Source organism: Acinetobacter sp. 1130196 (assembly GCF_000588095.1).
In the GTDB taxonomy this organism is placed as follows: domain Bacteria; phylum Pseudomonadota; class Gammaproteobacteria; order Pseudomonadales; family Moraxellaceae; genus Acinetobacter; species Acinetobacter nosocomialis.
Map to the genome: position 1 here is coordinate 26,364 of NZ_JFWX01000029.1, position 26,904 is coordinate 53,267.

A 26,904-nucleotide genomic window follows, 5' to 3' on the forward strand; every position below is an offset into this window, starting at 1 on the left:
TCCTGTGAGCTTTGTATTTTCTTTCTAAATTACAAATACAAAGCTCATTTGAAAAAGTGGATTGTTGAATGATTTATTTTTAAATATGTTTGAATAAAGCAGAACGCGATTGTCCAGCAGCACCATCGGCTGCACTTAAGAAGCGCTCAGTGTGAATGTCCCGTTCGAATAAGCGACTTTGCATGAGTGTTGAAATTGCAGAGTCGATCATGATTGGTGGGCCGCACAAATAGGCTTTGTGTCCACCACATCGATTTTCAAAATAATCTGCAACGGCCTCGTGCACAAATCCGGTAAATCCAGTCCATTGGTCTTCTGCTTTTGGTGCATTCAGGGCAGGGATATAGCGGAAGTTCGGATAGTCTTTTACGAGCTGTTCAAACAATTCTCGGTTGTATAGTTCTGCCAAGTCTCGTGCTCCTTGGAAGAGGTAAATTGTGCGACTATCTCCAGACTCAAGCAAATCTAAAATCATTGATTGTGGACTTGACAGACCTGAACCACCTGCAATGAAAATAGCATTTTGATCATCTGACTTGCGTACGAAAAATTGACCATAAGGGCCTGAAATATCAAGCTGATCGCCCGTGGCAAGTTGTCCATGTACATAAGTCGTCGCTGCACCGCCTTCAACTTTACGAATATGCAGCTCAACGATGCCAACTTCACTTGGTGAATTGGCAATTGAAAATGCACGAGTTCCTTCAATGTCTGGGAACTGGACATTGATATATTGGCCAGCTTGGAATTCGATTGGGCGATCTAGTTGTAGTCGGATTCCTTTAATGGTTGGCGACAGGTCTTTTATTTCAATGACAGTTGCTTGATAGTCTTGAACCAAATGACCTAAGAAATCTGGGTCTTCATCGACATCGGCCTCAATAACCATGTCAGACTGTGGTTTGCAGCAGCAGGCAAGCACCTTATTTTCATCGCGTTCAATATCCATGAGCGCAAATGGTGAAGCTTCACCAACATCGTAAAAACCGTCGGTGACTTGAACCTTGCATGTCCCGCAAGTACCGTGACCACAAGCAAAGGGTAACCAAACGCCTTGACGTAAAGCGGCGTCTAAAATGGTCTGGTCTTCTTCTACTTCAATCGTTGTTCCGATCGGTTCAATGGTGACTTGATAACTCATGACACACCTCCGAATTAAACGTAGCTGTCGTTATAGCCATTTAACTCTGGCGTAACGAAACGAAGTAATGACTTATGCCCAAAACCAAGCTCTACCAAAGTTTTTGTACTCTCAGGACTAATTGTTTGACTATCTAAGGTGTATTGCACTTTTGACCAATCAATTTTGGAAAAATCTGGATGTTGGGCAAAACCACCTGTAATTTGTTGCTCAATCAACTGTCCAAAAGTTTGTTGAGGCGAGGCAAGCATGGCATGTGCCGAGCAAAAAAGGGTGTGATGATCCCAACCCACGTAAAGTAAGAATTGATCGCCATAATTTTTTTGCAGATCAAGCGGTTCAAATTGATAGTTGTTGTGTATCGCGCGAACAGTCATGTTCAATCTCCTTATTTCCTATCAGGCAGCTTGATGACTGCCTGAACAATTCCTTGTGCTTAAGCTGCGTTGCCTTTCCATTTTTTCCAGCGCTGTTGGTCTGGAGAACCTTCAATATCCAGATTGTCGGCACCGACATTCATGCGGTAATAATCGCGGAGCATGGTTTCGAGGTCACCGCCACCACAGTTACCTTGCAAAATTTGATTTACAGGTAGCCATGCTTGTATATATTTCTCAGGCTCGCGTTCGAAAATGTCATGACAACCATCTGAACAGGTGTGGTAGCGTTCGCCTTGGTAGATGCTATGGCGATAACTAAACTGAGTTGGGTCATCGCCCATTTCGGTAAAGGTCATTGGAATCTGACAAACCTGACAAAGCTGTGGTAAACCTGCGCTATAGAAGCGTTTACCTTCAGCTTCCATTTTGCGAGCCAACTCCCATTTTGGACGGTAGTATTTATCGAAAGTGTCTGGATATTTAGCAGATAACCAATCCATTTCTTCGTCGGTTGGAATCCAAGTATGGAAACCGGCAGCATGACCAAAGTTATAGAAAATCCACCATGCTTGATGTGAGACATGCTCTTTTTCTTTCACAATCACATCGCTATATTTCGGCATACGAATGCCATAACGGCTTAAATCTTTAAATAACGCACCGCCTGCCTGTTCAAAATAAACTTCCCAAGCTTCTTTCCACGACATCACTTTATTTGGCAGCATGTAATCCATCATCATGCCCACAATTGAAAGCAAACGCGTCCCACGCCAGAACCATTTATCAATCCATTCCTGCACAATCGGTACATTGTCTTCATGCTGTTCGAGCAAGAATTTTACGATTTCAAGACCAAGCGTCATATGACGCGCTTCATCTGACTGCGCACTAAAACCAAAGGTCACGGTTGCCATATCGCCGTTATAAGCTGCTCCCGACATAAACGGCACAAACAGTAAGTTGGTAAGTACATATTCAAAAGCAAAACTAATCGCTAATAAAAATTCGAAAGGTCCGGCAGAACGGGCATCTTCAAAAAATGATTTAGGCACAGACAAATACCAAACACGGTCATGCATATGTGCCCAGTCCTGAAAACCATCAAAGAACTTGTTGTAATGGCTCATGGCATGAATTTGGGTCTGTACATGACGCAGCTCATCAATCGACTGCATCTGAGAAGCAATACGTGCTCCAATACCACTAAACTGGCGACCTACATGGGCATAGCCTTGATAGGCCTGATATTCAAGTGGAGTCACCGCCGTTAAAAAGAGTTTGATCGCATTTAAGTAGCGTTCATTGCTGACATTCATCTGACCGTTGTTTTGAGCAAACGCATCAAAAATGGCATAAAGTTTTTTCTCTTTTTCTGCCTGATATTTCCAGTAAGCATCCATGGTTAAACGGAATGGATCTTCCCATTTAGACCAGTCCGTAATTTTGATGCCTTCAAATTCCTCATAAGGGAAGGCGTCTTTACGGTCAGCATAGGAAAAGTCCCAGTCCAGATCACGGGTTAATGCGCGGTAACGATCTTTAGCATTTAACTTTTTGCTGGTTTCTTTCGTTTGAGTTGTCATGATTGATCATCCTTAAATCTTTGTTAAACAACGTCTATGTTGTGATTAATTCCAGTGAAGGCGGAAAGTATCGTCATCTTCTTCGACGTTGCCGCCCAGCGTAATCATGTTGAGTTGTAACGATTGGATGTCCCAATCTTGGCCTAGTTTTTCAGATACAGTTTCGGCTTTAATGACCAAATCAGTTTCACTTTCAATTCGGATCATGGCGGGTAAATACTGAATTGAAGCTTCAGGGGTATCTTCTTCAATCGCTTCGATGATGTAGCGTGAAGTATCGTTATCTTGTAATGCGAGATAGACTTTAGACATGTTGCTTCTCCTTAAGCATTTGTAAGTGGTTGTAGGCCGAGTTTTTTTGCGCGTTCAATAACGGCATGTTCTGCTTGATTGACTGCATCTGCTGATAAGGCTGCTGTTGCCCACGGTGTAAAAGCTGCTTTTACTTGAGTTAAAGACTGAGTGAACCATTCATTTAATAGCTGTTTGTTGTGATCGGATTCTGCTGCCGCAGTTTTAATGACGGTGTCTGACCACTTACGTAAATCACCTAAAGTGTCTTTCATAAACTCAGTCAGCATGGCTAAGTCGCGAGCATTTTGAGTGACTAACCACTGATCAAACTGTTGATAGACAAGCTCTGTCACAAAGCCGTCAATCACAAGGTTCTGTAATAAAAAGAGTTTGAAGTAGTCTTGCTCGGTGAGGCTTTCTTCACACAGACGGCGTAAGCCTTGCCATGCAGGATGTTGCATCCAAGCCTGTTTTGCCTGCTGTAGTGAGTCGCCGCTGTTGCCATCTAAAGCTAAGCCAATACGCGAGATGTACTGTGCAATTCCTAAATGATCCATCGCGGCATAAATACAAGCTTGGGTTAGCACGGTGCCATATCCATAGGCACTGCCAGACATCATGTGTAAGTTTGCAGTTTGTTCAACGTGGCGAAATGGCAATAGGTACTCGATGACTTTAGCTTTGACTTCATCAGACAAATGTTCTGCAAGCTGACGTTTTTCAAAAAAAGCAAAATTACTTTCGGCGGTGTCTTGTAAACGTGCACGGTGTTGAACATAAGTTCCATAATAGAATTGACGTGGATCTTTAAATGCATACCAATCTTGCATTTGCAGAGCAGTATGGGTTTTATCATTTAAAGTCTTTTCAGGTTTCCACAAAGGACGATAGTGGAAGTTAGTTTCAGCTTGTACATCGAAGCTTACTTCTTGATATCGAGTTGCTGGCTTACTACCAAATCGTCTTTCGATATAGGCGTAGTTCTGGCGGATAGGTTCGACATTTGACGTTTTGATTTCTAAAGTCATGGCTTTATCTCCTTATATTTTTTACATCTGATCATCGTGATCGTTGCTATTACGTTGCGTGCCGACTAAGGTTGCTTCAGTGCCATAGCGCCATTTTTCTTCCTGAGCGTCATTAAAAGCTTGTTGCTCTTGGGTCATTTCAACCACTTGATTGGTCTTACAAAAATCATTAAATGCATGTTTAGGCAAAACCAGTTCCACAAATAGACTTGGGTCATGAATGGCAAAATCGAATTCGATAAACTCTGCGTTTAAGTCGCCAGTGACCCGAATATATTTGGTTAATGCTTCGACTTGAGGTTGCGTCATGCTGTACTCCATCAAGACATGGTCTTGAAATTGATGAATGCTCCTTGCTCTCGCTATAAGCTTTACAAAAGCTATGCCAACTTTATTTTTATAATTAAAAACAATTGTTTAGTATTTTTATTAAAAGTACAGCATTTTTAAAATTCACCATTTCATGAATTTTTTTGAATGGTGAAATAGAGATATTCATGATTTGATGAAGTGGGTCGTAAAAATTTCTTTTTAGATTGTTTGGGGCTTTAAAAGGAGAGATTTAGAAATACTTTTTTAGTATGAAGTTATGTCTTTAAGGTACTAGGACATTTATCTGGTTCTTCGATAAGATGAGATAAAACCAAAATGTGTTTAATGGATTAAAACAGATCACTCATGGCTCGAGTAAAATACGATAAAACGGGACGATACGCAGATCATCCGCAAGAAATTCACGATTTGCTCTCTAAACTGCACTTTGATACTGCCCACGGCCAAATCTGGTTTGATGAATATCGAATGCTGCTTTTACACACCAGCATTATGGGATATTTGCGTAAAGACTTAGCGCACATGATTGGGCTTGAGCGAACCAAGCGTTTTTTTATTCGTTTAGGGTATCAAGCTGGGTTAAAGGATGCAGAAGTTACAACAAAAATGCGTCCCGATTTAAATGAACACGATGCTTTTATGGCAGGCCCACAAATGCATGCGATTCGTGGAATGGTGCAAGTACAGGCCAACCAGCTCAATTTAAGCCACGATAAAAAACAGTTTTATGCCGATTTAAATTGGCTTAACTCTTTTGAAGCCGATGTGCATTTAGAGCATTTTGGCCCAAGTGATGAACCTGCGTGTTGGATGCTTCTGGGTTATGCATGCGGATACAGCAGTTTTGCGACAGGCATGACCATTATTTATCAAGAAATAGAGTGTAAAGCTTGCGGCGATGAGCATTGCCGTATTATTGGTAAGCCTTTAGAAGAGTGGGAAAATGCAGATGAGCTGATTCAATTCATGTCACCGGAACCCATGGAGAAAGAACTGATTGCGTTGCAGGCTGAACTTTTTGAACTAAAAAAATCAATTTATAGCGACAGTGAAGCCGATTACCAATTATTTAGTTCTGTGGGTAAGTCAGCATCTTATAAACAGGTCTGTGCATTATTAACCAAAGCAGCAGGTTCGAAAGTTACCATTTTATTACAAGGTGAAACCGGCGTTGGTAAAGAAGCTTTTGCACGAGGAGTTCATGCAAATAGCCAAAGAAAAGACCAACCTTTTATTGCGGTAAACTGTGCAGCGATTCCACCAGAGTTAATTGAGTCTGAGCTATTTGGGGTAGAAAAGGGTGCTTATACAGGAGCACATCAGTCTCGCTTGGGTAAGTTTGAGCGAGCCAATGGCGGTACGATTTTTTTAGATGAAGTGATTGAGCTTTCTCCTCGTGCACAAGCAGCACTATTACGCATTTTGCAGGAAGGTGAATTTGAGCGAGTAGGAGATTCACAGACACGTATTTTAGATGTCCGTGTAATTACAGCCACCAATGAAGACCTTGAACAAGCTGTGAAAACAGGACGATTTCGGGCAGATTTGTACTATCGCTTAAATATTTTTCCAGTTCAGATTCCGCCTTTGCGGGAGCGCCGTGAAGACATTCCTTTACTGGTTGAACACTTTCTTCATCGCTTTGAAAAAATGTACGGTAAAACCATTCAGGGTGTAAGTGATAAGACCAAAGTTTTTATGCAGCAATATGAATGGCCGGGCAATATTCGTGAGTTGGAAAACTTATTAGAAAGGGCGGTTTTATTAACGGACGATCAGCAGTTGATTAAGTTAAATGCCATTTTCCCACAGATTAAGCATGACCCAGAGCAGGCTGTAGCTGTTAAAACTGACTTTGAACAACTGTTGCAGGCAGAGTTTAATTTAGAAGAACACGAGAAGCAGTTAATTTTAACAGCTTTAAAAAAGGCAAATCATAAGGTGTCTGAAGCGGCACGCTTATTGGGACTAACTCGGGCAGCACTGGATTATCGAATTAAAAAATTTCAGCTTTGAGTCAATATCAACAAGCTAAAAAATAAAGGCCTAACTTTAAAAGTTAGGCCTTATTCACTATTGCACTTTCGCTGGGAAACCATCTTCTTCAAGTGCTTCGGTAATTTTATCGACACTTTCACTACTTTCAACAGTTACGATTTTAGTCGCTAAGTCTACATCTACTTTTGCATTTGGATCGACATCTTGAATCGTTGCAGTCACACCACGCGCGCAGCCACCACACGTCATATTTTCAATAAGTAGTTTCATCTTCATACTCCATCAAGAATGAGATATTTGTTTGGATAACACTGAGTCTAAACCTTGTCATGATTGTAAGGTCAAGACCAAATTTTTAAAAAAATATGCTTGACCTTCCCATGATGGGAATCTGTATGCTCAATACAGAATATTAAATTTTGCAGATTTGCAGAGGTGTTTGATGGACTCAAAAACCACAAAATTGCCAGCATATAGTGAAACACTTCCAATCGAAGGCATGACCTGTGCCTCGTGTGTAGGTCGTGTCGAAAAAGCACTTAAGAAAGTTGAAAATATTGAGATTGCCAATGTTAATTTGGCAACAGAAAAAGCTGTTGTTTATTCAAGTCAACCGATTCAGCGTGAAGCACTGGTTAAAGCAGTTGAACGTGCGGGGTATGATGTTCCAAAAGCTGCGCCAGTGGAGTTGTCTATTGAGGGCATGACCTGTGCATCTTGTGTTGCACGTGTAGAAAAAGCCCTAAAAAAAGTAGACGGCGTTCAAGAGGCAACCGTCAACTTAGCAACAGAGCAAGCTTGGGTGCAGGCAGATAATTCAGTCAATGTTGAAGACCTAATTCGTGCTGTTAAAAAAGCAGGTTACGACGCGAAAGCATCTGAAAAAAATCAAGATGTACAACTCGATAAAAAAGCTTCAGAGTTAGATCAGCTTAAAAAAGATTTGATCATTTCGATTGTATTGGCCTTACCTGTGTTTATTTTGGAAATGGGTTCACATCTCATTCCAGCTTTTCACATGTGGGTCATGAACACGATTGGTCAATACAATAGCTGGCTTTTACAGTTTGTTTTGACCACATTAGTTCTCATTTTTCCTGGTCGCCGTTTTTACCAAAAAGGGATTCCAGCTTTATGGCGTTTAGCACCAGATATGAACTCGTTGGTCGCTGTTGGAACCTTGGCTGCCTACAGTTTCTCAGTCGTAGCTACCTTTATGCCGCAGGTTTTACCACAAGGTACCGTCAATGTTTACTTTGAAGCGGCTGCTGTTATTGTCAGTTTAATTTTACTCGGACGTTATTTCGAAGCCAAAGCTAAAGGACGTACTTCACAAGCCATTCAACACCTAGTGGGAATGCAGCCTAAAACGGCTCGTATCCAGCGTGGGGGTCAAGTGGGGGAAGTTGCAGTTGCCGAAGTGGTCAATGGAACTATTGTAGAAATTCGCCCAGGTGAACGTGTACCTGTCGATGGTGAAGTGGTTGAAGGGCACAGCTACATTGATGAATCTATGATTACGGGGGAACCTGTCCCTGTTGAAAAAATAGTAGGGCAACAAGTAGTTGGGGGTACAGTCAATCAAAACGGTACTCTAAACATTCGGGCAACCGCCGTTGGTTCTTCGTCTGTACTTTCACAAATTATTCGCATGGTTGAGCAAGCCCAAGGTTCTAAACTTCCGATTCAGGGGTTGGTCGATAAAGTCACTATGTGGTTTGTACCGGTAGTGATGTTAATTGCTGCAATTACTTTCTTGGTTTGGTTTATTTGGGGGCCAGAGCCTGCGCTCACTTTTGGTTTGGTGAATGCTGTTGCGGTACTGATTATTGCTTGTCCTTGTGCGATGGGGCTTGCAACACCAACCTCAATTATGGTCGGTACTGGGCGTGGTGCTGAGCTAGGTGTCTTGTTTCGTAAAGGTGAAGCTTTGCAGCTTTTACAAGAAGCGCAGGTTGTTGCAGTTGATAAAACTGGAACACTCACCGAAGGTAAACCGACACTCACTGACTTTAATGTGCTATCTGGCTTTGAACGTAAACAAGTGCTGACTTTAGTTGCCTCAGTCGAAGCTAAGTCTGAACATCCAATCGCTTTAGCTATTGTTCAAGCAGCAGAAAGTGAAGGCCTAAACTTATTACCAGTAACAGCATTTAACTCGATTACGGGTTCAGGTATTGAAGCAGAAGTTTCAGGCCAAAAAGTACAAATTGGCGCAGATCGTTATATGCACCAACTTGGTTTAGATACCAGCTCATTCCAAACGATTGCAGCTCAGTTAGGTGAAGAGGGCAAAACACCGCTGTATGTTGCTATCGATCAACAACTTGCTGCAATTATCGCCGTTGCAGACCCAATTAAAGAAACAACCTATGCTGCGATTGAAGCCTTACATCAATTAGGGCTCAAGGTTGCCATGATTACAGGAGACAATCGTCATACGGCGCAAGCGATTGCTAAAAAGCTGAATATTGATGAAGTTGTAGCCGAGGTTTTACCAGAAGGTAAAGTAGACACAGTTCGCCAATTGCAAAAACAATATGGTCGCTTAGCTTTTGTTGGTGATGGTATTAACGATGCGCCAGCCTTAGCGCAAGCAGATATCGGTTTAGCCATTGGTACTGGAACTGATGTTGCTATTGAAGCTGCCGATGTTGTGCTGATGTCTGGTAGTTTAAAAGGTGTACCGAACGCAATTGCGTTAAGTAAAGCAACCATGCGAAACATTCGTCAAAACCTGTTCTGGGCATTTGTATATAACGTAGCGCTGATTCCAATTGCAGCAGGTGCCCTATATCCAGCATTTGGTGTGTTACTTTCACCTATGTTTGCAGCAGGCGCGATGGCACTTTCTTCAGTCTTTGTTTTAGGCAATGCGTTACGCTTAAAACGTTTTCATGCGCCAGTAGAGTAAGCGTGCTGAAAATCAACTTTTAGTTTAAGATCATGACAGCAGGTCTTAAACCAAATTTAATATTTGAGGTGTGAGATGAATATCGGTCAGGCATCCAAACATTCGGGCATTTCGGCGAAAATGATTCGCTACTATGAAGAAATCGGTTTACTTGAAGCAGCTCAGCGTTCAGCTTCTGGCTATCGCATTTATTCAGAAACAGACCTTAAAACTTTAAACTTTTTAAAGCATGCTCGAGAGTTAGGTTTTTCATCTGAACAGATGAAAGAGCTTATTTCACTTTGGAAAAATACCGATCGGCATAGTGCAGAGGTGAAAGCCTTAACAGTAAAACACATTGCTGAATTAAAGCAAAAAATTTCTCATTTACAAGAAATGGTTAATATTTTGCAGGCTTCTGCCGATGATTGCTGTGGTGACCAGCAGGCTTCGTGTGCGATTTTAGACCACATTGAAAAAGGTGTAGGTGTAAGTTAAACCTTATAAAAATAAAAAAGGAAAAATCATGGCTTATACAGCTTCTTGTCTTTGTAATGGCATTCAACTCCGTATTAATGCCGAATTAGAACCCATTATGGTTTGTCATTGTAAACAATGCCAAAAAGCCCAAGGCGCTGCTTTTGCGGCCATCACTCAAGTACAAAAAAGTGACTTAAATGTGGTACAGGGTGAAAACCTTTTACAGGCTTATTTTGCATCGCATAATAAAAAAAGAGTATTTTGTAAAACTTGTGGCTCGCCTGTCTGGAGGGAACGTTTAGATAAACCAGAAGTGGTGCGTTTAAGAGTAGGGCTCATTAATGAAGATATATCGACGCGAGTTATCTCTCATGCTTTTGTTGCTTCAAAAGTGAAGTGGTATCCCATATGCGATAATGCCCGCCAATACCCAAATGCGGTAGAAAACCCTTGAAATATGAAGGTTTGAAAGTATTTTGTTTATTTGTAAAAAAACGTGAATAAGACTAGTCATGAATAAATAATGTGCTATAACTGTACCTAAGGTAATCGTAATATCTCCTCGATCCACAGGGAAACTTGGGACAGGGCAAAAGATACGATAAGACCTTACATATAGCTAGCAAAGAGCATGTAAGAGATGGATAGACACAAATCTTAGATTGCTCACCGTTGCAGAAAAGCCCGTGAAACGGGCTTTTTTAATGCTTGTAAAAACTATTTCTTATTTGGAAAGATTATAGTTTTTTAAACTATTTATGAAAAAGTAATGTAAAAATAACAAAATATTTTAAATATACAGACTATTCTGTATTGCAATTTGTTTTTATTAAGGGTACATTTAGTCAACGGTTTAAAGTTCAAGCTTAATAATGAACTCATGGTCGTTGTGGGAGATCTAAGAGCCTGCATTTTCCCCAAGATGCGGGTTTTTTTATGCCTAAAGAAAAGTAGTTTTTCATCTCATCTAAAAACTTTAATTTTCTAATTGTTTGTTCTTTAAATATTAAAAACCCACGAGCCTAATAGGCCGTAGGTTTCTACAATAAAACTAGAAGTTAAGCACGATATGCCAGACAAGCTTTAGCACATGCTAAACAAGCTTTGGCACAAATCTGGCAATGCTCATGTTCGTGTTTGCTACATTCAGCTGCACAAAGTTGGCACGCGCTGGCACATAATTGCATGGCTTGTTCAGCAAGCTCTGAATGTCTTAATTCTAAAGATGTGCAAAGCTGACAGGTTTCGACACAGGTTAAACAATGTTTAATACATTCACGCATCATATGCACATGTTCTTCTTGCAAACATGCTGAGGCACAATGTTTACAAGCAAACATGCATTCAATGCAGGCTTGAACTGAAGTAGATGCTTGATTAAACAGAGATTGATTTGGTTCTTGCGAGCTATTCATTTTAATATTCTCCTTTTGAAAGGCTATTATTAAAAAACCGAATATTGTTATCTTTTTTCATTTTATAAAATCATTTTTCCTATTGGGCACTTTGAAATGAAAGGTCTACAAATGCTCAATAAGGAATTAACCTCGTATAAGAATGTTACAAGTGTTTTTCTAATTAAATTTTTTAAAAGGTAAAAAATAGATTGCTCAAGACAAACTACAAAATTTATTTTCATATAATACTTTTGGCTAATTTTTTTATGGATGAAAATTAGGCAAATTATCAGTGTGAACTTTAAGGGCACACGTAATGGAAAACATTGAACAGTACGCTCACGGAGCTGAGCATGAAGTCCACGTACACTGCAAACGATCATTAAGCACATTAATACTGAGCCTGTTTGTATTAATCGCAACTGGTCGTTAAAAGAAAAAGCACCCACGGGTGCTTTTTCTGTATCTATTGACTATTGATAGTTTTGTTTAAGAGCCTGTAAAGCCGCGCCGTTTTTTATAGGCTTTACGATCATAAGAGGGAATATTGGACTTTTGAAGATCAATAGACAGTTGTTTTTTGCGTTGAAATTGCACTTCACTTAAAAGTGCATCATAAATTTTGGGACGATCAGTTTTAAACTTTTCTACATCCAATGGAATTTTACTTTCCTGTTTAACAATATACAAAACAGAACCATTGGCATTAGTTTCATATATTGTCCAACCAACTCTTACCATGTAGAGACCGGTTTTTGCATCCTTTCCTAAATAAGCTTTAAAACCATCGGGATGAGGGCGAACATAAGCATTCATCATGCATCCTCCATCAACTATTTAATTCGATGAAAGCGGCGATTAATGAATTGATGGGGAACGATACATCTATTCAGTAAAATCACGATTTTCATGTGTATATATATTGATCAATTTGGTAATTTCAAGGCGTGTGATATTTGTTTTTTTGCTATTTAAGAAGTGGGAAAAATGGCCTAAAAAATATATAAATAATCACTTATTTTAAAAAAAATATATGATTTTGGAGTTTAATATCTTTTTAAGTTAATGCAGTGTTTTTTTATAAATGTGTGACGCATTTTGCAAATTTAAAATTGGAACAAATTTTAATGAATATAAATTCACTTTTTATTAAATTATTAATTTTAAAAAATAAAAAGTATTTGTAATATTTCTTGTTACAACGATTTTGTCGACAATAGATGCTCATTTTTGACATATTTCGCCTAGCGTAATCAATCGAGTTTTTGGCCTATGGTGTCATTTTTATTTATTGGACTTGTGGTCACTATTTTGTTGACTCCAGGACCAACAAATACATTATTAGCCTCGGCTGGCTTGCAAGCAGGGCTAAAGCACTCTCTTAAGCTAATTCCGGCAGAGGTAATAGGTTATCTGATCGCGATTACCTCATGGGGTGTTTTACTTGAGTCGGTATCTCATTTTATTCCATGGCTTCCTGCTATATTAAAATTGATGAGTGCGAGTTTCATTCTTTATCTCGCTTTTAAACTTTGGATCACTTCAACCGAAGATATTAAGTTAGATCGCCCACTGATTACGCCAAAAGCTTTATTTCTTGCAACACTTTTAAACCCGAAAGCTTTGCTCTTTGCTTCGGCGATTTTTCCACATGCAGCGTGGGAAGTTCCGCATTTGTATTTTATTCACATTGTTGTCTTTTTATCTTTAATTACCCCAATTGCTTTTTTATGGATTATGTTTGGAACTGTCCTCATTTCAAATAAAGTAACTTGGTTAAATCAACGCAATTTACAACGTACAGCTGCATTTATTTTAACTTTTTTTGCTATGCCAATCGGCTATTCTGCGATTAGCTCATTTTAAACTTAACCCATTATTTATATTAAAAATTTATTTTTCAGGAGATTTTTATGAAAAGATTAAAAGTAATTATCAAGGACCAGTTTGATAAAGAATCAATCGCTTTGGCAAAAGTTAGACCAATGAATGACCATGCACTTGAACTTCATAAAAGTGTTGAACATATTGAAATTAATGACGATATCATTTTACCAAACATGGATTTGTTATATGAGAATCCTAAAGACGGCAAAATTTATCAATTAATTGGTCCATGCAGTGAGGAATAACTCTTAAATTAAATTTAAAAATAAGCATCAGCAGAGTTTGTGTTTCTTACGGTCTTAGATGGTGGAAATTAAGCCAAACTAACGTATAGACACAATTAAAATATTGAACATCGCAGGTCGTTATGGGACTATGTTTTTGCAAAAATGTGACCTAATCCTCATTTTTGCATTTCAGGACTAAGTGGTGTTCACTAAGCCCATTTCTTCAATGAGAAGTAGAAATGGGCTTTTTTTATGGAAATTTTATTCTTTAAAAGTCTCATCTAAAGCTTGTTGGACAGCTTCAATTCGAGATTTGCAAGCTTTATAAGCGCTAATAGACTCTTCAACAATTTTCATTAAATTATCTATATCAGGACTTTCCTGTGATTCTAACAATTCAGCATTTTTCTTCAAAATGTCATGGCCATCCTTAAAGGTTAACTCTTCATTCTTCATTTGGGATTACCTGTGTAATGTTGGCTTCAACTACGCCATCTTGCATTTCAATGGCAATGGAGGGGCTTGAAATTTGGTGTATAGAGCGAATCGCTTTTCCTTCGGATCTGACAATTGCATAGCCTTTAGCTTGAACCTGTTTAGGGTTTTGCAAAAGGATTTCTTTCATTAATGACTCGATTTGAGCTAAGGAAAATTTAACTTGTTGCTGTGAGCTGAACTGAATACGTTCTTTCATCTGGTCAAGTAGACGATGCGCCGAGTTAAGTTGATTTTGTGCAGAAGAATTAATGTGATGAAGCAATTGATCATTTTTGCTTTGATAAGTCGTGATTTGATGCTGAGAAAGCAGTTTAATCGTTTGTAGACTATCTACCGCTTCTTGTACATGTTCAACAATATGATTACGAATACCAGCAATCACTTTACTTGGAGTATCAAACGAACGATGTGCGATCTCATCAAGGATGGTACGGTCTTTTTCATGCCCGATACCGACCCAAATCGGAACGCTGCGTTTACAGAGAAGTGCGGCAAGCTCATAATCATTTAAGTAAGCTAAGTCATTTACAGCACCACCACCACGAATAATTACAATCAGATCTGGTGGAAAGTTATAACGATTTGCCCATTGCTTTAAACCTGTTGCCAAGGACTCCATAAGGCTAACAGCAGCAGTATTCCCCTGAAAGGTCGCACTTTGATAAACAAAATGACAAACCTTATTTCTTTCTAAAGCATCTGCATCTTTTTTAAAGTCACCCAAACCTGCAGCATTTTGAGGAGCAATCACTAAAACATTTGCAATATCAAAAGGGGTAGGGAGAAGTTTATTTTTATGAATCAAACCTTCTTGGGTTAAACGCTCTACAATTTGTTGATAACGTTTTGCAATTTCCCCAAGTGTAAAACTTGAGTCAATTTCTTCGATATTGACTGAAAATCCGTATTGTGGATCAAAACGCGCTCTAATTTTAATTAAAACGTTTAAATCACTTGCTAACTCAATTCCTGTTTCACGTTCAAACTTTAAAACAATTTTACTCGCTGAAAATTTCCAGATGGTTGCCTTACAACTGGCAATCACTTTATCGGTGTCAACATCTTTCTCTGCAAGTTCTAAATAGTAATGTCCACCTTTAATATTTAAATTCCGAATCTCTGCTCTAACCCATACCGGTTCGTCAAAGGTCAGGCGTATGACTTCCTGCACAGTGCCGAGATATTCGCTTAGAGAGAACTGAGGATCAGACATATAAACTATTAATAATGGGATGAAACTAGATAGTATAAAAGCTATCCAAGCAAGGCAATTGATGTCTATGAATATCGCGTTCTATTTAAAATAAATACAACAATTTAAAGAAACAAAAATTAGAAATTACGATGTCGATTTGGACTGAATGGTAAAAATAAAAATTAATAAAAAGATAATTGTTAATAATTACAACCGATTAAAAAATAAAGTTTGCTTTATAAAATATATAGGCGTATAAAGCATACTTCCAATTGCGGGGTGGAGCAGTCTGGTAGCTCGTCGGGCTCATAACCCGAAGGTCGTTGGTTCAAATCCGACTCCCGCATCCAAAAAATATTATGCTCTGTGATGTACTACTTTTCATGATACGAACTCATGAAAAGCAATTAGCTTATAAATAACCCTATATCAAGCTAAATATTAAATTCTAGACGAACTGTCCATACCTTAAATCTAGCGTTCTAATTAAATATCGTTAAATCACATGAGCTCAGTAATGAGTGAATACGATTGTGAATATAGTAAATGAGTGGCACATTGCCACAGCCGTAAATGGCAATGAAATCAATGTGAGGATTATTCCTCATGTGCGTAAGCAAAATTCGCTTGATGGATATCGTTGGGTAGAAGTTGGAAAGAAAATTCAGCTTCAAACTGGTGAAGAAATTGAGCTAAACCAAGATGGAAAAAGCTTTTATGCTGGTTTTAATCAACTTTATCGTTTAAATACATATTGTTGATAACATCATGGTACTAAAGCAAGAAAACCTATCTCTTTTAAAGGAGATAGGTTTTTTTATATCTATAAGTCATATAAATAATTAAAATTATAAAAAAGTAAGAAATTTGAAAATGATAGAATTATTATTTTAGCTATATTTAATAACTCATTTAACCTGCTCGCCAGAACTGACGGCCCATTACTTTAAAGTTTTTCCCGTTCTCTTCAGTTACACGGCGGTCTCTAAATTTTTCATTTAAACTATGCAAAATTAAAGAGCCATCAGCTTCTTTAAAAATTTGTTTAATCATTCCCTCGCCAGCGAAATAAACAGCATAGATTTCTCCATCAATTACTTCTGTCTGAGAAATATCAATGCCGACCAAATCTCCATCTTTGATGTAGTCAGTCATGCTATCGCCCTTAGCTTTAATAATGCGCATACATTCCTGAGGAACGCGCTTTTCTTTAAAGAAAGAAGCAGGGAAAGGAATTTTTCCATTAATTGCATCAAAATGAAATTCGATTGATTCACCTGTACCACAAGAAAAACTTGCTTCAACTACTTCAATCCAGACATATTGATCTACTACATCACTGCTGACAACGGTGGGACTAAATACATCACTTTCTCTAAAAGAGTCTTCTGTGTTACCAGTAGTAAGCCAATAAGCGTCTACACCTAAAAACTGTGCAATGAGTGGAAGAAAAGCAGATTTTAAATTCTTTCCCGATTCTAAAGCTTGATAGGCAGGCTGAGACATTTTTACTGCTTCAGCAACTTCTGCCTGAGTTTTCTTAGCTTTAATCCTTGAATCTTTTAAACGGTCTTTAAGAGCCATAATGATCGCACCAGCTAACTTATCACAAATATATAACTAAAGTTATATCTAGTAAAACAACTATAGTTATTGACTAATAATAACTATAGTTATAATATCAATTATAAGAGCTCATTGATAGAACTAATGCAATATTTTTACTAAAACATATTTTTATTTTGTATCAATGGCTTGGTAAGTAGTGATCAGTATTCTGCCTCAATGGACGACAGAATATAAAATGGCGATAGTAAATCAGTGGTAGAGATCGGCTATCAAAAAATAAAAAATGAATAAAAAAAGCCCGATTCCGTGGATCAGGCTTAATGTTCGTCGATAAAGGGTATCAAGAACATGAAGAATCTAACAAAGAATTTAATGGCTCACAAAAGTTTCCGATATACGGCAGCGTGTTATCTCAACTTTTTGGTCAAAAAAGATAAGTCATATATGTATGCCAGTTTTAAAAGAAAAAAGAACGGCTAGGCTAAGCACGGGTGTATAGCAATTTTTTATAAAAATATGAGAAATAACAATGTAGTAAGTACGATTATTTTTCAAATTTTAAGTATGAGACAGGATTGTATTATGGAAAATTTTTTAACATTAAATGGACTAGCTTCTATTTTTAAGCTGTATGGTACGGTCATGATGATCGCTTTAGCAGTAAGCTTAGTCGTAGCGGTGGTTTTAATCATGCGTTTCCCACGTTCGCCTCAAGAATGGGTAGTAGGTTTGATTTGTACTATTGTCTCAAGCTTGACTGGTGGTTCATTCATTATCATGAAATGGGACTTACATGAATGGGTGACTGATATATGGGGCATGATCACTTTAGGTGGATTCTTCTTTATTTGTGGCTTACCTGGTTGGGCAATTGTGAGGTGGATATTTAACTTCATTAATAAACAAGAAGGAAAAACTATTGTTGAAGTAATGAAAGACTTAAAAAAAGCAAAAGATGATATTCAAAGTTAATAGCTATCAGCGAGTTATATAAATGAGGACAGGCCCATGAAGGTTGAACAATATCTAGATGCACTTATAAAACGTGAAGGTGGTTATGTAAATGATACGCTTGACTCTGGACATGCCACCAAATTTGGAATTACTCAAGCAGTTGCACGTAGCTATGGATATCAAGGTGAAATGGAGGATTTACCTTTAGAAACTGCAAGAGATATTTATAAAAAGCAATATTGGCTTGAGCCGCGATTTGATCAAATTAATTTGATTAGTCCAATCATTGCTGAAGAACTGCTCGATACAGGAGTAAATTGTGGTCTTGGTTTTACAAAACCACTTCTACAACGTGCTTTGAATTTGTTAAACAGACAAGGAAAAGAGGGATGGAGCGATCTTAAATTAGATGGTCAATATGGGACTTCTACCTTACAGGCTTTATCACTCTATATTAAAAATCGCGGTCAAGAAGGGGAAAGAGTGATGGTACGTCTTCTAAATATTATGCAAGGCCAACGCTATATTGAAATTACAGAGAAAAATCCAAAGTATGAACAATTCTTTTACGGATGGCTTGCTAACCGTGTGAGTTTTTAAAAAGACCAACTTGCTTGAGCTGAATACATATAGCAAGTTGATCCATTCTTCTTTTTATAATACAAATTCTTTATTGAGTAATAAGTAAAATGGCGAGAAGAAAGAAAATACAACCACTCACTTTATTCAGTTTTGCAAAATTATTTCCGGCAAGCATTTTCTCTTTAAAAATTGAAGAAAAATTAGCATAAACTAAATGAATTAAAAATCCGATAAAGCAAAAGGTTAAAGATAAAATGAGAAATTGATTTAATATTTCTTTTTTAATATCAATAAACTGAGGAAAAAGTGCAATAAAAAAGACAATCGTTTTCGGATTAAGTAATGAAGCAAATAGCCCCTGATAAAAAAGTTTTGATTTCTTCACGATTTTATCGTTGTGTTCAGTTTCTAGTAAATCTTGAGTAGGAGATTTGTTTATAAAGTTTTTATAACCTAAATACATAAGATAAAAGGCCCCAATAAACTTTAAAACAGTAAAGATGGTGGGGTTACTGGTAATAATGAGACCAACACCACTTGCAGAAATCACAGCGATAATGAACATACCAATGATTAAACCGCTAATACCGAATAAAGCGGTACGAACACCGTAATTTATTGAATTTGTTACTGTAAATAAAACGCCTGGTCCAGGGCTAGATAAGGTAAGAAAAGCAATGGTTATAAAAACTAAGAGACCGTTCACGTGGCTACTTCCTGTTTATCATCAATATGTTAAGCTGCACACGTACTTTAAATCAGAATACATAAAGTGTATATATACAGGTCTGTATATTTTATAAAAAAATAAAATATTTTAGTAAGATATTAAAGTAGTTTTAGAGCGTAAAGAGAGGCTTAATAATTTTCAAAAGATAAAATTTTATAGTATAAAAATAAGATATATTTAATTAATATATTGAAGTTAAAACAATTAACTAAATTAAAAAATAGCATTTAAAATCAATAGATAAGTGATCGTTAGAGACGCACAAATTGTGTGGAAAATCAATTAATCAAGATAGAGATTGCAATTCGTTAAGAAGCGTGTATAGTCGACATTAACTACAAAAATATTCATGTTACCCTAAATCTCTCTTTTCGTAGTTTTATTTATAATCCTCCGTATATTATTAGATATTTAAGTAGAGTGTATATTTTTTAGTTCAATTGGAATACCCAATAACAAATGATAATGTTTTTAAAATTAGGATTAATTTATGTCTAATGCTACTGGTACAGTAAAATGGTTTAATGAAACTAAAGGTTTTGGTTTTATTCAAACTGATGAAGGTAAAGATGTTTTTGCACATTTTTCTGAGATTCAAACACAAGGCTTTAAAGTTCTTCTAGAAGGCCAGCGTGTTCAGTTTACTGTGACACAGGGTAAAAAAGGCCCTCAAGCTTCGAATATCACAATTGTGACGAATGCTTAAATAACATAATTTGATGATTTTATTTGATTTATTTTTTGGCCATTTGCTCAATTAAATAACATGAAATCATCTACGTAGTTAAAAAACCCACTTCTTCCTTTGTGGGTTTTTTATATAAAATATTAAATAAGTTGATTATTTGTTTTATATAATATAAAAATTAAATTTGTGTTGTATAAGTTAACATTATAACTGGTATAAAAATGGATATTTGTATTGGCGGTATTTTAAACGGTAAAGTAAGAAAAATTAATGAAGATAGTTTCTGTGTTGGAAACCCTCATTCAGATGATATAAATGAGTACTATAAGCAATACTTTCATTTAGGTGGAAAGCTTTTGTCATTTTGGGTATACAGCGAAATAAATTATCAGGAAGCATCACGAATAGCGGAAAGTTTCTTAAAAAAAGAACAAAGATCTTTAAGTGGATGTTAAATAAAACCACTTTAAGTCTGGCAAGTATATTGCTTAAATCAGATAAGCTATAATTAATTTTTAATTACATATTTTTAACAATTTAGTTTAATTTGTTATTCATAACGTCATAAGTAATAGAGTAATCTTAGCTCAAAATAGAGTTTAGTTGTAAAATTAAACTTAACATTCATAAAAATTTATTAAATTTTTATTGTATTAACGGTCCATGACTTAAGTCATAAATAATATTTCTTTTTGTAGTATATCTAAAGGAAGGAAATAATTCTAAATGTTGAATATAGTACAACCAAATATTTGCTTCATCGGTAGTAGTAATTTGTCTTTAGCTTTAATTGGAGGTTTGGTTTTAAAAGGATTTCAAAAAGAAAAAATTAATCTTATAGAGGAAGGAAAGTTTGATAATGAAATCATTCTAAAGCAAAAGCAGCATGAGGTAAAAAAGGCTGATATCGTTGTTCTATTAGTAGACCCAAAAAATCTAAAAGTCATCTTAGCACCATTAAAAAAATGGTTAGCTGATAAAACTATTCTATCGATGATGGCTGGAATTAATATCAAACAACTCATGAATATTACGGGTTCAAAAAAGGTTATAAGAATCATATCTAACCCACCAGTATTAACTTATACAGGTACTCATGTGTTGATTGGTTCAGAATATCTAGAACCTTTAGATAAAGAGTTAGTTGAGACAATTTATTCAGCCACAGGGCAGACCTATTGGGCAAATTCAGAATCAGAAAGTGATGCCATTATCGCGTTATCGGGTTCAGGCCCAGCGTACTTCTTTTATATCCTCGACAGTATGGTAAAAACTGGTGTTTCTATGGGGCTAGATAAGCAGTTTGCTTTAGATCTGGCACTTCAAGCAGCGTCAGGTGCTGTAGACATGGTGCGTAAAAGTAATGTTCAGCCAAGTGAGTTATGTGGCAAGGTCACATTAGCTAATGGCATTACTGAATCTGCATTACGAATGTTTGAGCTAGGCAATCTTTCCGATGATATTCGACTGGCTTTAAAAGCAGCTTATCATCGCAGTAAAGAAATAAGTCTAGAGATTAATGCTGAAATTGCCAGACATAGCGTTAACTGATGGCTAAGTACCTTTCAATCTTGAGATAACTTAAATTTTGAAAGGTACTTTTCATGCTTAATAATTCATGGAATTTGTAGGAAATATTCCCAAATAACATAGCCTAAGCCAAACCCTAACATTGAATAGAGAGTGATAATAAATAATACAAAACTAGCTTTATTTTTCTTTCTTAAAAAATTCATGTTAGCTACCTCGTGTCTAGATAGTTACTATCATGAAGAAATACAATGTGTAATCATAGATACAGAATTTTTTCAAAAAAATATAACAGATAGATCAGTGTTATAAATTTATCTTTAATTAAGTTTTTTTAAATTATCAACTTAAAGAAAGACAATCTCGATATTGAGTTTTATCATAGAAAAAGCAATTTAAAAAATAAGTTTCTCATTGATTTATAAAACTATTATCTTAGAAGAGTATGTCTAAAAAATAATCATTTACAATTGAAAGAAAACATTTCTAATTAGTTAAAATTATTAAATAAAATTGTGGACCAGTTAACGTAATATGAATTTTTTTGTGGTTCATTCTGGTGCAATTTTACATAATATTGGTAATTTTTACATTGAAAGCTAATTTGATTTCACTCAATTACAATTAATTCTTCATAATCAAAATATGAATTTTTTTATTTTCAATTATTTATAAAAAATTGAGGAGGAAGAAATGCCAAAGTATTTAGCTATAGCGGATAAAGTATATAAGGAAATTAAAAAAGACAATTTATTTACGGATGATATGATTCAAAATTTGAATTGTTTAATTAGCCTGATTCGTAAAGCAATTAAAGGTACTGAGTTCAAACTTAAGTATAATTTTATAAATTTTGAAGAATGCCTAAATCAATTTAATAAAGAAAAATCAGTCCATATAGATTTAAGTTTGATGCCTAAGTTTAAAAATGAAGGCGAGTTTATTTTATGGTTGGCTGGTTTTATTGAACGAATGACGGTAGGCGGAAAGGAAAAGCTGCCTCCAATTTCAAACTATATTCCGAAAGACTTTAAAATGGATAAGATCGAGATTCCAGCTGCTGCTGATCCAAGTAGAGAAGAAAATGCAGAGATGATTATTAATTACTTTAAATCTGAGGACTATATTAAAAATAGTAAACTGTCTTCATAAAATATAGAAGTATTCATCCACCATACTTCTATATCTCGCTGATAGAATTCAGCTACCGCTTTCTGGGGCGGTTTTTTCTGTTAAAACCGTTAATGGTACATATTTATGCCAATTAAAAATGTCAGAAAATATGGAAATGTTTTATGAGAAAATATTAATGATATAAAAAATAGTAGGTTAAGCAATGAATTGTTATTTTTATTAAAATATTTTTCACATAAAAATACGCTTAAATTACGTATAGAAACATTTACTCGTACATAATTTCCAAAAAAATAGGAAGATAACGAGATGAATGAGAATGCTGAACTCATTAAATATTTAGATATTGCTGAAAATGTATACGCCAATATTTATGAAAAGTACCAGATTACTGATAATCCGGTGACTAATCTTAATAGAGTCATGGCTGAAATTAGAAAAGAAGCTGAGCAAATCAATTTAAAACTAAAATATAGCAAAATTGATTTTGAAGAATGTTTAAGTAAGCCTCTTTCTGAAAGAGAGATAAAAGTTGACTTGAGCTTACTTCCGCGCTTTGAGTATCGTGATGAATTTATTTTATGGTTGGCCAATTTTATTGGAAACATTAGCGTTCAGAAAAAATTTATAAAACAAAATTACCAGTTTAATTAGCTTTTCAAATTTTTAGTTCCTTAAAATTTCTACAGATCAGCGATATAAAAAAAATAATAAAGTGCGCTTTTTAGAGGTAACTTTCATGAAGAATATTACTGAAAAATCGCTTTTTGATGTCTTCACACAACATCAAGCCTATCTTTATCGAGCATCTTCCAGATCGGTAAATGAGCTTTTTAGATTTTTTAATACTGAAACAATAACTATGCTTGATCGTTTGGGGCATTTAATAAAAGAGCTTAATGATACTGAAAGGGCGGCTTTAGCAGGTGGAGAATACACAACTCGTCACCTTAAAAATATTCAACTTGTAATTTCAGATTGGTTTAATTCAATTAACACTGTTTTGCCGGAAATCTTTACTCACTCGGCAATTGCTTTGGCTATATATGAGTCAAACTATATGGCCAAACTATTTGGTAAGGTTATTAAAGAATTAAAGGGAGAACAGCTTTATCAGTCAATAAAACGAGTGCCTTTAGCGGGTGGTGCCTTAGTTGGTGAATCCTTAGCTCAAATTAGTGAGAATGCCCTGCAAAGAATTGAATATGCTATTCGCGATGGAATGAATACAGGCATGACACCTCAGCAAATTATTAGGCGTATTACTGGTACGAAACGCCTTAAGTATGAAGATGGATTGCTCAACAGTACCAGAATTGATATTGAGCGTATTGTCAGAACCCTGCGGAGCCATATCTCAAATCAGGTCTATTTATATAACTTCAAAAAATTTAATTTTGAATATGTCAGGTTTGTGAGTGTACTTGATGGGAGGACTTCTAAAGTTTGTGCAGCCATTGACGGTTCAATTTGGAAATTGAATGATCCAGCGAAAAGGGTGCCACCTTTGCATCCCAATTGCCGGAGTATTCTGGTTCCTGTTAGTAAGGACGGAAGGCTTATTGGTAATCGATCTTTTATTATGGATGAAAGAAGGATGCGAGACATTCCTAAAGATGAACGGGCTCAATTAATGGGTCAAATAGATGCAGATATTTCCTTTAAAGAGTTTTTTAAACTGACCGATAATTTTTTCCAAAAAGAATGGTTAGGCCCTAAACGCTATAAATTATATAAAGAAGGGCAATTTGATTTTGACAAATTCTTTGATCCTAAAGGCCGACTTTATACTTTGGATGAGCTAAGGGAGCTCGATGAGCGAACCTTTAAAATACTTGGGCTGTAATTTTAAAGGATAACTTGTTACCCTTGCGCGTGAAATTAAGGTGAGATTATGAAATTTATATTCCTCTTTATGAGCGCGATCACTCTTCCATGCTATGCTGCATCTGAAACTATGGAAACGCATTATTGTTATCTTGTGAAAAATGCTGCAAAAGGCGTTATGGATGCGAGACAACATGATGTACCAGTGATTGAACTACAAGAGATTGCTAATCATCTTGAAGAAGCAGAGGCAAAAGAGCTTTATCAACAAATTATAGATACAGCATATTCTTCTAAGTTATTTGAAGATCCTTTAACCAAGACAAAAGCTGTTGAAGACTTTCAAATGATATGGCATGAAAAATGTTTAGCGAAGAGTTCTATAAGCTGAGCTATATACATAATTAAGACCTGCTCATGGAGTAGGTTTTTTATTTAATTCAAGCAAATAACAATAAAATTATTAGAAAATAAAAACTATAGATAAAGTGAAAGTTATAAAAATAACTACAAAACTTGAGAGTAATAAAGAACAACCTAATATTTATGACATTAAGATGAAAAAGTTTGTATAACAAAGTGTTTGCAACAAATTAAGAACTCATCCTTTCAATTAACAGATCAAAGTATTCATTATTGGGGAACTTTGTAGTTTATTTTTACTCTTAATTTCAGCTTAAGGCTTGATCTTTTAGATATTGGCTAATCGGTGAATATGTTTGGAGAACATGCAGTGATGAGTCATGAAAGTTTATCTAAAAGTTTAAGTAAAGTTCCAGAAGTTACGTTACTGTTCTGGATCATTAAAATTGCTGCTACCACTTTAGGTGAAACTGCTGGAGATGCGCTATCTATGTCCCTTAATTTGGGATATGGAATTAGTACAGCTATTTTCGCAGTGATATTTGCAGTTTTTGTTGGCTTGCAAATTAAAGCCAAAAAATACAATTCATTTTTTTATTGGGCGACCATTATTGCCACGACCACATTAGGAACGACAATTGCCGACTTTGTTGACCGAACTTTAGGTGTGGGTTATGCAGGCGGAAGTTTAATATTGCTTATTTTATTAGGTCTCTCTTTGTTTGTCTGGTATTTAAGCTGCGGCACAATTTCGGTAAAAAGTATTCAATCTGCTAAAAGTGAAGCCTTCTATTGGCTAACCATTATGTTCTCTCAAACATTGGGAACAGCATTAGGTGATTGGACTGCGGATACTCAAGGGTTAGGGTATACCAGCGCTGCTTTAATTTTTGGTACTTTGTTATTGGTTTTAGCAATCTGCTATTTCTATACCAAAATCTCAAGAACATTATTATTCTGGCTGGCCTTTGTTCTTACTCGACCGCTCGGAGCGGTTTTAGGTGATTTCCTCGATAAACCTATCGCACATGGTGGATTAGAGCTAAGCAGATTTAGCGCATCTTTCGTTTTGTTGGCTTTTATTGTGGTCTGTTTAATGGTCTTTAAACCTAAAGCAGCAGAGACAGCACATTAACTTAACTGTTAAAAAAGGCTGCATTATTCTGTTGGAGGATGTGGTCTTTTTTTATTTGAGCGCAAAAGGTTAAATGAAATCTTGTTAACATTTTATTTTGGACGTAAAAAAGCCCTTGCTCGGGAGACTTTGCGATAATATACTTTTAAGCTAATTTTTAATTTCAATATCAATAAAAACTTAATGATGGGTTTAATCATAAAATATTAGACCTCTTGCGAAAGTAAAAACCACCTCAATCTAAATTTCATGAGATATCAGAAATTAAATCGTTTTTCAGATTCTGAATTCCAGCGCTTGGTTGGTGTACCTCGACCAGTTTTTAGTGAAATGATCGAAGTTTTAAAAGAAGTAGAATCACTTAAAAAGAAATCTGGGCGTCCTCATACTTTAGCTATAGAGGATCAATTATTATTAACACTCAATTACTTACGGAATTACAGCACTCAATTGGAGTTGGCTGCAAATTACCATATCGCTGAAAGTAATGTGAATCGAACCATTAAAAAGGTTGAAGATGCATTGATGAAATCAAGACGGTTTACTCTGCCAAAACGAAGCATTACCACAGCAGACGAACAGTTTAACTGGGTCATTATTGATGCGACAGAATGTTCAATAGAACGTCCGAAAAAAAAATCAGAGTAAGTTCTACAGTGGTAAAAAGAAGAAACATACGCTAAAAGCACAAGTGATCTATCATCCGAACAGCAAACAAATCATAGGGCTAGATATATCGAATGGCAGTCAGCATGACATTAAATTGGCAAGAAGAACGGTTAAAAAATTCAAACATTGTAAATATGTTATGACCGATTTAGGGTACTACGGATTAGAGCAAGATGGCTTTAAATTATTGATGCCAATAAAGAAAAAGAAGAATTTACCCTTATTTGATGTTGAGAAAAAGTACAATAAAATGATTGGAAAAATACGAGTTGTGATCGAACATATTAATAGTCAATTGAAAACATTTAGAATATTAAGTGAACGCTATCGAAATAGACGGAAAAGATTCGGTTTACGCATTAACTTAATCGCTGCACTGGTAAATCGGA

The 26,904-nt window shown here is 36.2% G+C and carries 32 protein-coding genes and 1 tRNA gene; 19 read left to right on the forward strand and 14 right to left on the reverse strand.

What is annotated here, in order from left to right; translation table 11 throughout:
• Positions 1-79: 79 nt before the first annotated feature.
• From J671_RS17970 to J671_RS17995, 6 genes are read right to left on the reverse strand one after another with little or no spacing between them, the layout of a single operon-like run.
• A complete protein-coding gene (locus J671_RS17970) occupies positions 80-1,141 on the reverse strand; it encodes an NADH:ubiquinone reductase (Na(+)-transporting) subunit F (RefSeq protein WP_004887997.1) in 1,062 nt (353 codons plus the stop codon).
• 14 nt (positions 1,142-1,155) lie between these two features.
• On the reverse strand, positions 1,156-1,518 hold the full coding sequence (locus tag J671_RS17975) for a phenol hydroxylase subunit P4 (protein ID WP_004887996.1): 363 nt from the start codon (positions 1,516-1,518) through the stop codon (positions 1,156-1,158).
• A gap of 59 nt (positions 1,519-1,577) precedes the next feature.
• The gene (locus J671_RS17980) at positions 1,578-3,104 is read right to left on the reverse strand and encodes an aromatic/alkene/methane monooxygenase hydroxylase/oxygenase subunit alpha (protein ID WP_000211828.1); all 1,527 of its coding nucleotides are present in this window, start codon (positions 3,102-3,104) and stop codon (positions 1,578-1,580) included.
• 45 nt (positions 3,105-3,149) lie between these two features.
• Entirely contained in the window at positions 3,150-3,416 is a 267-nt protein-coding gene (locus J671_RS17985) for an MmoB/DmpM family protein (protein WP_031957921.1), read from the reverse strand.
• Positions 3,417-3,427: 11 nt separating this feature from the next.
• Positions 3,428-4,426, reverse strand: a complete 999-nt coding sequence (locus tag J671_RS17990; protein WP_004887991.1) for an aromatic/alkene monooxygenase hydroxylase subunit beta — start codon at positions 4,424-4,426, stop codon at positions 3,428-3,430.
• Positions 4,427-4,447: 21 nt separating this feature from the next.
• A complete protein-coding gene (locus J671_RS17995) occupies positions 4,448-4,735 on the reverse strand; it encodes a phenol hydroxylase subunit (protein ID WP_000193471.1) in 288 nt (95 codons plus the stop codon).
• Between the two features lie 369 nt (positions 4,736-5,104).
• Between J671_RS17995 and mobR the strand changes: the two genes are divergently transcribed.
• On the forward strand, positions 5,105-6,775 hold the full coding sequence (gene mobR, locus J671_RS18000) for a phenol degradation transcriptional regulator MobR (RefSeq protein ID WP_004887989.1): 1,671 nt from the start codon (positions 5,105-5,107) through the stop codon (positions 6,773-6,775).
• A 57-nt stretch (positions 6,776-6,832) separates the two neighbouring features.
• Here the strand turns inward: mobR and J671_RS18005 are convergent, their stop codons facing one another.
• Positions 6,833-7,033 carry a heavy-metal-associated domain-containing protein gene (locus J671_RS18005; RefSeq protein ID WP_006580764.1) on the reverse strand — a complete coding sequence of 67 codons (201 nt, stop codon included), beginning with the start codon at positions 7,031-7,033 and terminating at the stop codon, positions 6,833-6,835.
• A 166-nt stretch (positions 7,034-7,199) separates the two neighbouring features.
• Between J671_RS18005 and J671_RS18010 the strand changes: the two genes are divergently transcribed.
• The 3 genes from J671_RS18010 to J671_RS18020 all read left to right on the forward strand — a co-directional run bounded on the left by J671_RS18010 (position 7,200) and on the right by J671_RS18020 (position 10,584).
• On the forward strand, positions 7,200-9,671 hold the full coding sequence (locus J671_RS18010) for a heavy metal translocating P-type ATPase (RefSeq protein WP_031982992.1): 2,472 nt from the start codon (positions 7,200-7,202) through the stop codon (positions 9,669-9,671).
• 75 nt (positions 9,672-9,746) lie between these two features.
• Complete coding sequence (gene cueR, locus J671_RS18015; RefSeq protein WP_004887985.1) at positions 9,747-10,148, forward strand: Cu(I)-responsive transcriptional regulator; 402 nt, start codon at positions 9,747-9,749, stop codon at positions 10,146-10,148.
• A 28-nt stretch (positions 10,149-10,176) separates the two neighbouring features.
• Positions 10,177-10,584 (forward strand): GFA family protein, encoded by a 408-nt coding sequence (locus J671_RS18020; protein WP_031982994.1) that lies wholly within the window; start codon positions 10,177-10,179, stop codon positions 10,582-10,584.
• Between the two features lie 604 nt (positions 10,585-11,188).
• On the opposite strand, the gene J671_RS18025 is transcribed toward J671_RS18020, so the two are convergent.
• A complete protein-coding gene (locus J671_RS18025) occupies positions 11,189-11,545 on the reverse strand; it encodes a four-helix bundle copper-binding protein (protein WP_004709792.1) in 357 nt (118 codons plus the stop codon).
• A gap of 471 nt (positions 11,546-12,016) precedes the next feature.
• Entirely contained in the window at positions 12,017-12,346 is a 330-nt protein-coding gene (locus J671_RS18030; RefSeq protein ID WP_004887981.1) for a hypothetical protein, read from the reverse strand.
• Positions 12,347-12,799: 453 nt separating this feature from the next.
• On the opposite strand from J671_RS18030, the gene J671_RS18035 reads away from it, so the two are divergent.
• Entirely contained in the window at positions 12,800-13,393 is a 594-nt protein-coding gene (locus J671_RS18035) for a LysE family translocator (RefSeq protein WP_002048762.1), read from the forward strand.
• A 47-nt stretch (positions 13,394-13,440) separates the two neighbouring features.
• A complete protein-coding gene (locus tag J671_RS18040) occupies positions 13,441-13,659 on the forward strand; it encodes a hypothetical protein (RefSeq protein ID WP_004887978.1) in 219 nt (72 codons plus the stop codon).
• Positions 13,660-13,902: 243 nt separating this feature from the next.
• Here the strand turns inward: J671_RS18040 and xseB are convergent, their stop codons facing one another.
• Positions 13,903-14,097 (reverse strand): exodeoxyribonuclease VII small subunit, encoded by a 195-nt coding sequence (gene xseB, locus J671_RS18045; protein ID WP_004709785.1) that lies wholly within the window; start codon positions 14,095-14,097, stop codon positions 13,903-13,905.
• Entirely contained in the window at positions 14,087-15,352 is a 1,266-nt protein-coding gene (gene xseA, locus J671_RS18050) for an exodeoxyribonuclease VII large subunit (RefSeq protein ID WP_004887976.1), read from the reverse strand. The genes xseB and xseA overlap by 11 nt, the downstream gene beginning before the upstream one ends.
• Before the next feature lie 255 nt (positions 15,353-15,607).
• On the opposite strand from xseA, the gene J671_RS18055 reads away from it, so the two are divergent.
• Together J671_RS18055 and J671_RS18060 are read left to right on the forward strand one after the other, a co-directional pair.
• A tRNA-Met gene (locus J671_RS18055) sits at positions 15,608-15,684 on the forward strand.
• A 180-nt stretch (positions 15,685-15,864) separates the two neighbouring features.
• Complete coding sequence (locus tag J671_RS18060) at positions 15,865-16,095, forward strand: hypothetical protein (protein ID WP_025466846.1); 231 nt, start codon at positions 15,865-15,867, stop codon at positions 16,093-16,095.
• Between the two features lie 151 nt (positions 16,096-16,246).
• Here the strand turns inward: J671_RS18060 and J671_RS18065 are convergent, their stop codons facing one another.
• Positions 16,247-16,918, reverse strand: a complete 672-nt coding sequence (locus J671_RS18065) for an XRE family transcriptional regulator (protein ID WP_002048763.1) — start codon at positions 16,916-16,918, stop codon at positions 16,247-16,249.
• Positions 16,919-17,545: 627 nt separating this feature from the next.
• On the opposite strand from J671_RS18065, the gene J671_RS18070 reads away from it, so the two are divergent.
• Both J671_RS18070 and J671_RS18075 read left to right on the forward strand, forming a co-directional pair.
• Positions 17,546-17,875 carry a hypothetical protein gene (locus J671_RS18070; protein ID WP_272480772.1) on the forward strand — a complete coding sequence of 110 codons (330 nt, stop codon included), beginning with the start codon at positions 17,546-17,548 and terminating at the stop codon, positions 17,873-17,875.
• Positions 17,876-17,911: 36 nt separating this feature from the next.
• On the forward strand, positions 17,912-18,457 hold the full coding sequence (locus tag J671_RS18075; RefSeq protein ID WP_004887974.1) for a glycoside hydrolase family 108 protein: 546 nt from the start codon (positions 17,912-17,914) through the stop codon (positions 18,455-18,457).
• 70 nt (positions 18,458-18,527) lie between these two features.
• On the opposite strand, the gene J671_RS18080 is transcribed toward J671_RS18075, so the two are convergent.
• Positions 18,528-19,145, reverse strand: coding sequence for a LysE family translocator (locus tag J671_RS18080; protein ID WP_004887973.1), 618 nt, complete (start codon positions 19,143-19,145; stop codon positions 18,528-18,530).
• Between the two features lie 514 nt (positions 19,146-19,659).
• On the opposite strand from J671_RS18080, the gene J671_RS18085 reads away from it, so the two are divergent.
• The 3 genes from J671_RS18085 (at position 19,660) to J671_RS18095 (ending at position 21,408) form a co-directional block, all read left to right on the forward strand.
• Positions 19,660-19,875, forward strand: a complete 216-nt coding sequence (locus J671_RS18085) for a cold-shock protein (protein WP_002048761.1) — start codon at positions 19,660-19,662, stop codon at positions 19,873-19,875.
• A 203-nt stretch (positions 19,876-20,078) separates the two neighbouring features.
• A complete protein-coding gene (locus J671_RS18090; protein WP_002048783.1) occupies positions 20,079-20,312 on the forward strand; it encodes a hypothetical protein in 234 nt (77 codons plus the stop codon).
• Positions 20,313-20,583: 271 nt separating this feature from the next.
• Positions 20,584-21,408 carry a pyrroline-5-carboxylate reductase family protein gene (locus tag J671_RS18095; RefSeq protein WP_004887972.1) on the forward strand — a complete coding sequence of 275 codons (825 nt, stop codon included), beginning with the start codon at positions 20,584-20,586 and terminating at the stop codon, positions 21,406-21,408.
• 65 nt (positions 21,409-21,473) lie between these two features.
• On the opposite strand, the gene J671_RS25275 is transcribed toward J671_RS18095, so the two are convergent.
• Positions 21,474-21,593 (reverse strand): hypothetical protein, encoded by a 120-nt coding sequence (locus J671_RS25275; protein ID WP_002048755.1) that lies wholly within the window; start codon positions 21,591-21,593, stop codon positions 21,474-21,476.
• Between the two features lie 487 nt (positions 21,594-22,080).
• Here J671_RS25275 and J671_RS18100 point away from each other — a divergent pair, with 487 nt between their 5' ends.
• From J671_RS18100 to J671_RS25280, 6 genes are all read left to right on the forward strand, one after another.
• Complete coding sequence (locus J671_RS18100; RefSeq protein ID WP_004887971.1) at positions 22,081-22,539, forward strand: hypothetical protein; 459 nt, start codon at positions 22,081-22,083, stop codon at positions 22,537-22,539.
• Between the two features lie 291 nt (positions 22,540-22,830).
• Positions 22,831-23,175 carry a hypothetical protein gene (locus J671_RS18105; protein ID WP_002048765.1) on the forward strand — a complete coding sequence of 115 codons (345 nt, stop codon included), beginning with the start codon at positions 22,831-22,833 and terminating at the stop codon, positions 23,173-23,175.
• An 85-nt stretch (positions 23,176-23,260) separates the two neighbouring features.
• Positions 23,261-24,367: a minor capsid protein gene (locus tag J671_RS18110; protein ID WP_004887970.1), complete on the forward strand. Its 1,107-nt coding sequence runs from the start codon at positions 23,261-23,263 to the stop codon at positions 24,365-24,367.
• A gap of 48 nt (positions 24,368-24,415) precedes the next feature.
• Positions 24,416-24,739, forward strand: coding sequence for a hypothetical protein (locus tag J671_RS18115; protein WP_004887969.1), 324 nt, complete (start codon positions 24,416-24,418; stop codon positions 24,737-24,739).
• Between the two features lie 345 nt (positions 24,740-25,084).
• Positions 25,085-25,846 (forward strand): membrane protein, encoded by a 762-nt coding sequence (locus J671_RS18120; RefSeq protein ID WP_004709759.1) that lies wholly within the window; start codon positions 25,085-25,087, stop codon positions 25,844-25,846.
• A 249-nt stretch (positions 25,847-26,095) separates the two neighbouring features.
• A protein-coding gene (locus tag J671_RS25280; protein ID WP_155765201.1) for an IS5-like element ISAba27 family transposase occupies positions 26,096-26,904 on the forward strand; the annotation gives its coding sequence in 2 pieces (ribosomal slippage) (positions 26,096-26,476 and positions 26,478-26,904; 808 coding nt annotated over the 2 pieces). This gene is flagged as partial in the annotation.

Excerpts from the sequence above, each read along its gene's own strand:
- J671_RS17970 (WP_004887997.1), bottom strand. The coding sequence starts at position 1,141 with ATGAGTTATCAAGTCACCATTGAACCGATCGGAACAACGATTGAAGTA.
- J671_RS17975 (WP_004887996.1), bottom strand. The coding sequence starts at position 1,518 with ATGACTGTTCGCGCGATACACAACAACTATCAATTTGAACCGCTTGAT.
- J671_RS17980 (WP_000211828.1), bottom strand. The coding sequence starts at position 3,104 with ATGACAACTCAAACGAAAGAAACCAGCAAAAAGTTAAATGCTAAAGAT.
- J671_RS17985 (WP_031957921.1), bottom strand. The coding sequence starts at position 3,416 with ATGTCTAAAGTCTATCTCGCATTACAAGATAACGATACTTCACGCTAC.
- J671_RS17990 (WP_004887991.1), bottom strand. The coding sequence starts at position 4,426 with ATGACTTTAGAAATCAAAACGTCAAATGTCGAACCTATCCGCCAGAAC.
- J671_RS17995 (WP_000193471.1), bottom strand. The coding sequence starts at position 4,735 with ATGACGCAACCTCAAGTCGAAGCATTAACCAAATATATTCGGGTCACT.
- mobR (WP_004887989.1), top strand. The coding sequence starts at position 5,105 with ATGGCTCGAGTAAAATACGATAAAACGGGACGATACGCAGATCATCCG.
- J671_RS18005 (WP_006580764.1), bottom strand. The coding sequence starts at position 7,033 with ATGAAGATGAAACTACTTATTGAAAATATGACGTGTGGTGGCTGCGCG.
- J671_RS18010 (WP_031982992.1), top strand. The coding sequence starts at position 7,200 with ATGGACTCAAAAACCACAAAATTGCCAGCATATAGTGAAACACTTCCA.
- cueR (WP_004887985.1), top strand. The coding sequence starts at position 9,747 with ATGAATATCGGTCAGGCATCCAAACATTCGGGCATTTCGGCGAAAATG.
- J671_RS18020 (WP_031982994.1), top strand. The coding sequence starts at position 10,177 with ATGGCTTATACAGCTTCTTGTCTTTGTAATGGCATTCAACTCCGTATT.
- J671_RS18025 (WP_004709792.1), bottom strand. The coding sequence starts at position 11,545 with ATGAATAGCTCGCAAGAACCAAATCAATCTCTGTTTAATCAAGCATCT.
- J671_RS18030 (WP_004887981.1), bottom strand. The coding sequence starts at position 12,346 with ATGATGAATGCTTATGTTCGCCCTCATCCCGATGGTTTTAAAGCTTAT.
- J671_RS18035 (WP_002048762.1), top strand. The coding sequence starts at position 12,800 with ATGGTGTCATTTTTATTTATTGGACTTGTGGTCACTATTTTGTTGACT.
- J671_RS18040 (WP_004887978.1), top strand. The coding sequence starts at position 13,441 with ATGAAAAGATTAAAAGTAATTATCAAGGACCAGTTTGATAAAGAATCA.
- xseB (WP_004709785.1), bottom strand. The coding sequence starts at position 14,097 with ATGAAGAATGAAGAGTTAACCTTTAAGGATGGCCATGACATTTTGAAG.
- xseA (WP_004887976.1), bottom strand. The coding sequence starts at position 15,352 with ATGTCTGATCCTCAGTTCTCTCTAAGCGAATATCTCGGCACTGTGCAG.
- J671_RS18065 (WP_002048763.1), bottom strand. The coding sequence starts at position 16,918 with ATGGCTCTTAAAGACCGTTTAAAAGATTCAAGGATTAAAGCTAAGAAA.
- J671_RS18070 (WP_272480772.1), top strand. The coding sequence starts at position 17,546 with ATGATGATCGCTTTAGCAGTAAGCTTAGTCGTAGCGGTGGTTTTAATC.
- J671_RS18075 (WP_004887974.1), top strand. The coding sequence starts at position 17,912 with ATGAAGGTTGAACAATATCTAGATGCACTTATAAAACGTGAAGGTGGT.
- J671_RS18085 (WP_002048761.1), top strand. The coding sequence starts at position 19,660 with ATGTCTAATGCTACTGGTACAGTAAAATGGTTTAATGAAACTAAAGGT.
- J671_RS18090 (WP_002048783.1), top strand. The coding sequence starts at position 20,079 with ATGGATATTTGTATTGGCGGTATTTTAAACGGTAAAGTAAGAAAAATT.
- J671_RS18095 (WP_004887972.1), top strand. The coding sequence starts at position 20,584 with ATGTTGAATATAGTACAACCAAATATTTGCTTCATCGGTAGTAGTAAT.
- J671_RS25275 (WP_002048755.1), bottom strand. The coding sequence starts at position 21,593 with ATGAATTTTTTAAGAAAGAAAAATAAAGCTAGTTTTGTATTATTTATT.
- J671_RS18100 (WP_004887971.1), top strand. The coding sequence starts at position 22,081 with ATGCCAAAGTATTTAGCTATAGCGGATAAAGTATATAAGGAAATTAAA.
- J671_RS18105 (WP_002048765.1), top strand. The coding sequence starts at position 22,831 with ATGAATGAGAATGCTGAACTCATTAAATATTTAGATATTGCTGAAAAT.
- J671_RS18110 (WP_004887970.1), top strand. The coding sequence starts at position 23,261 with ATGAAGAATATTACTGAAAAATCGCTTTTTGATGTCTTCACACAACAT.
- J671_RS18115 (WP_004887969.1), top strand. The coding sequence starts at position 24,416 with ATGAAATTTATATTCCTCTTTATGAGCGCGATCACTCTTCCATGCTAT.
- J671_RS18120 (WP_004709759.1), top strand. The coding sequence starts at position 25,085 with ATGAGTCATGAAAGTTTATCTAAAAGTTTAAGTAAAGTTCCAGAAGTT.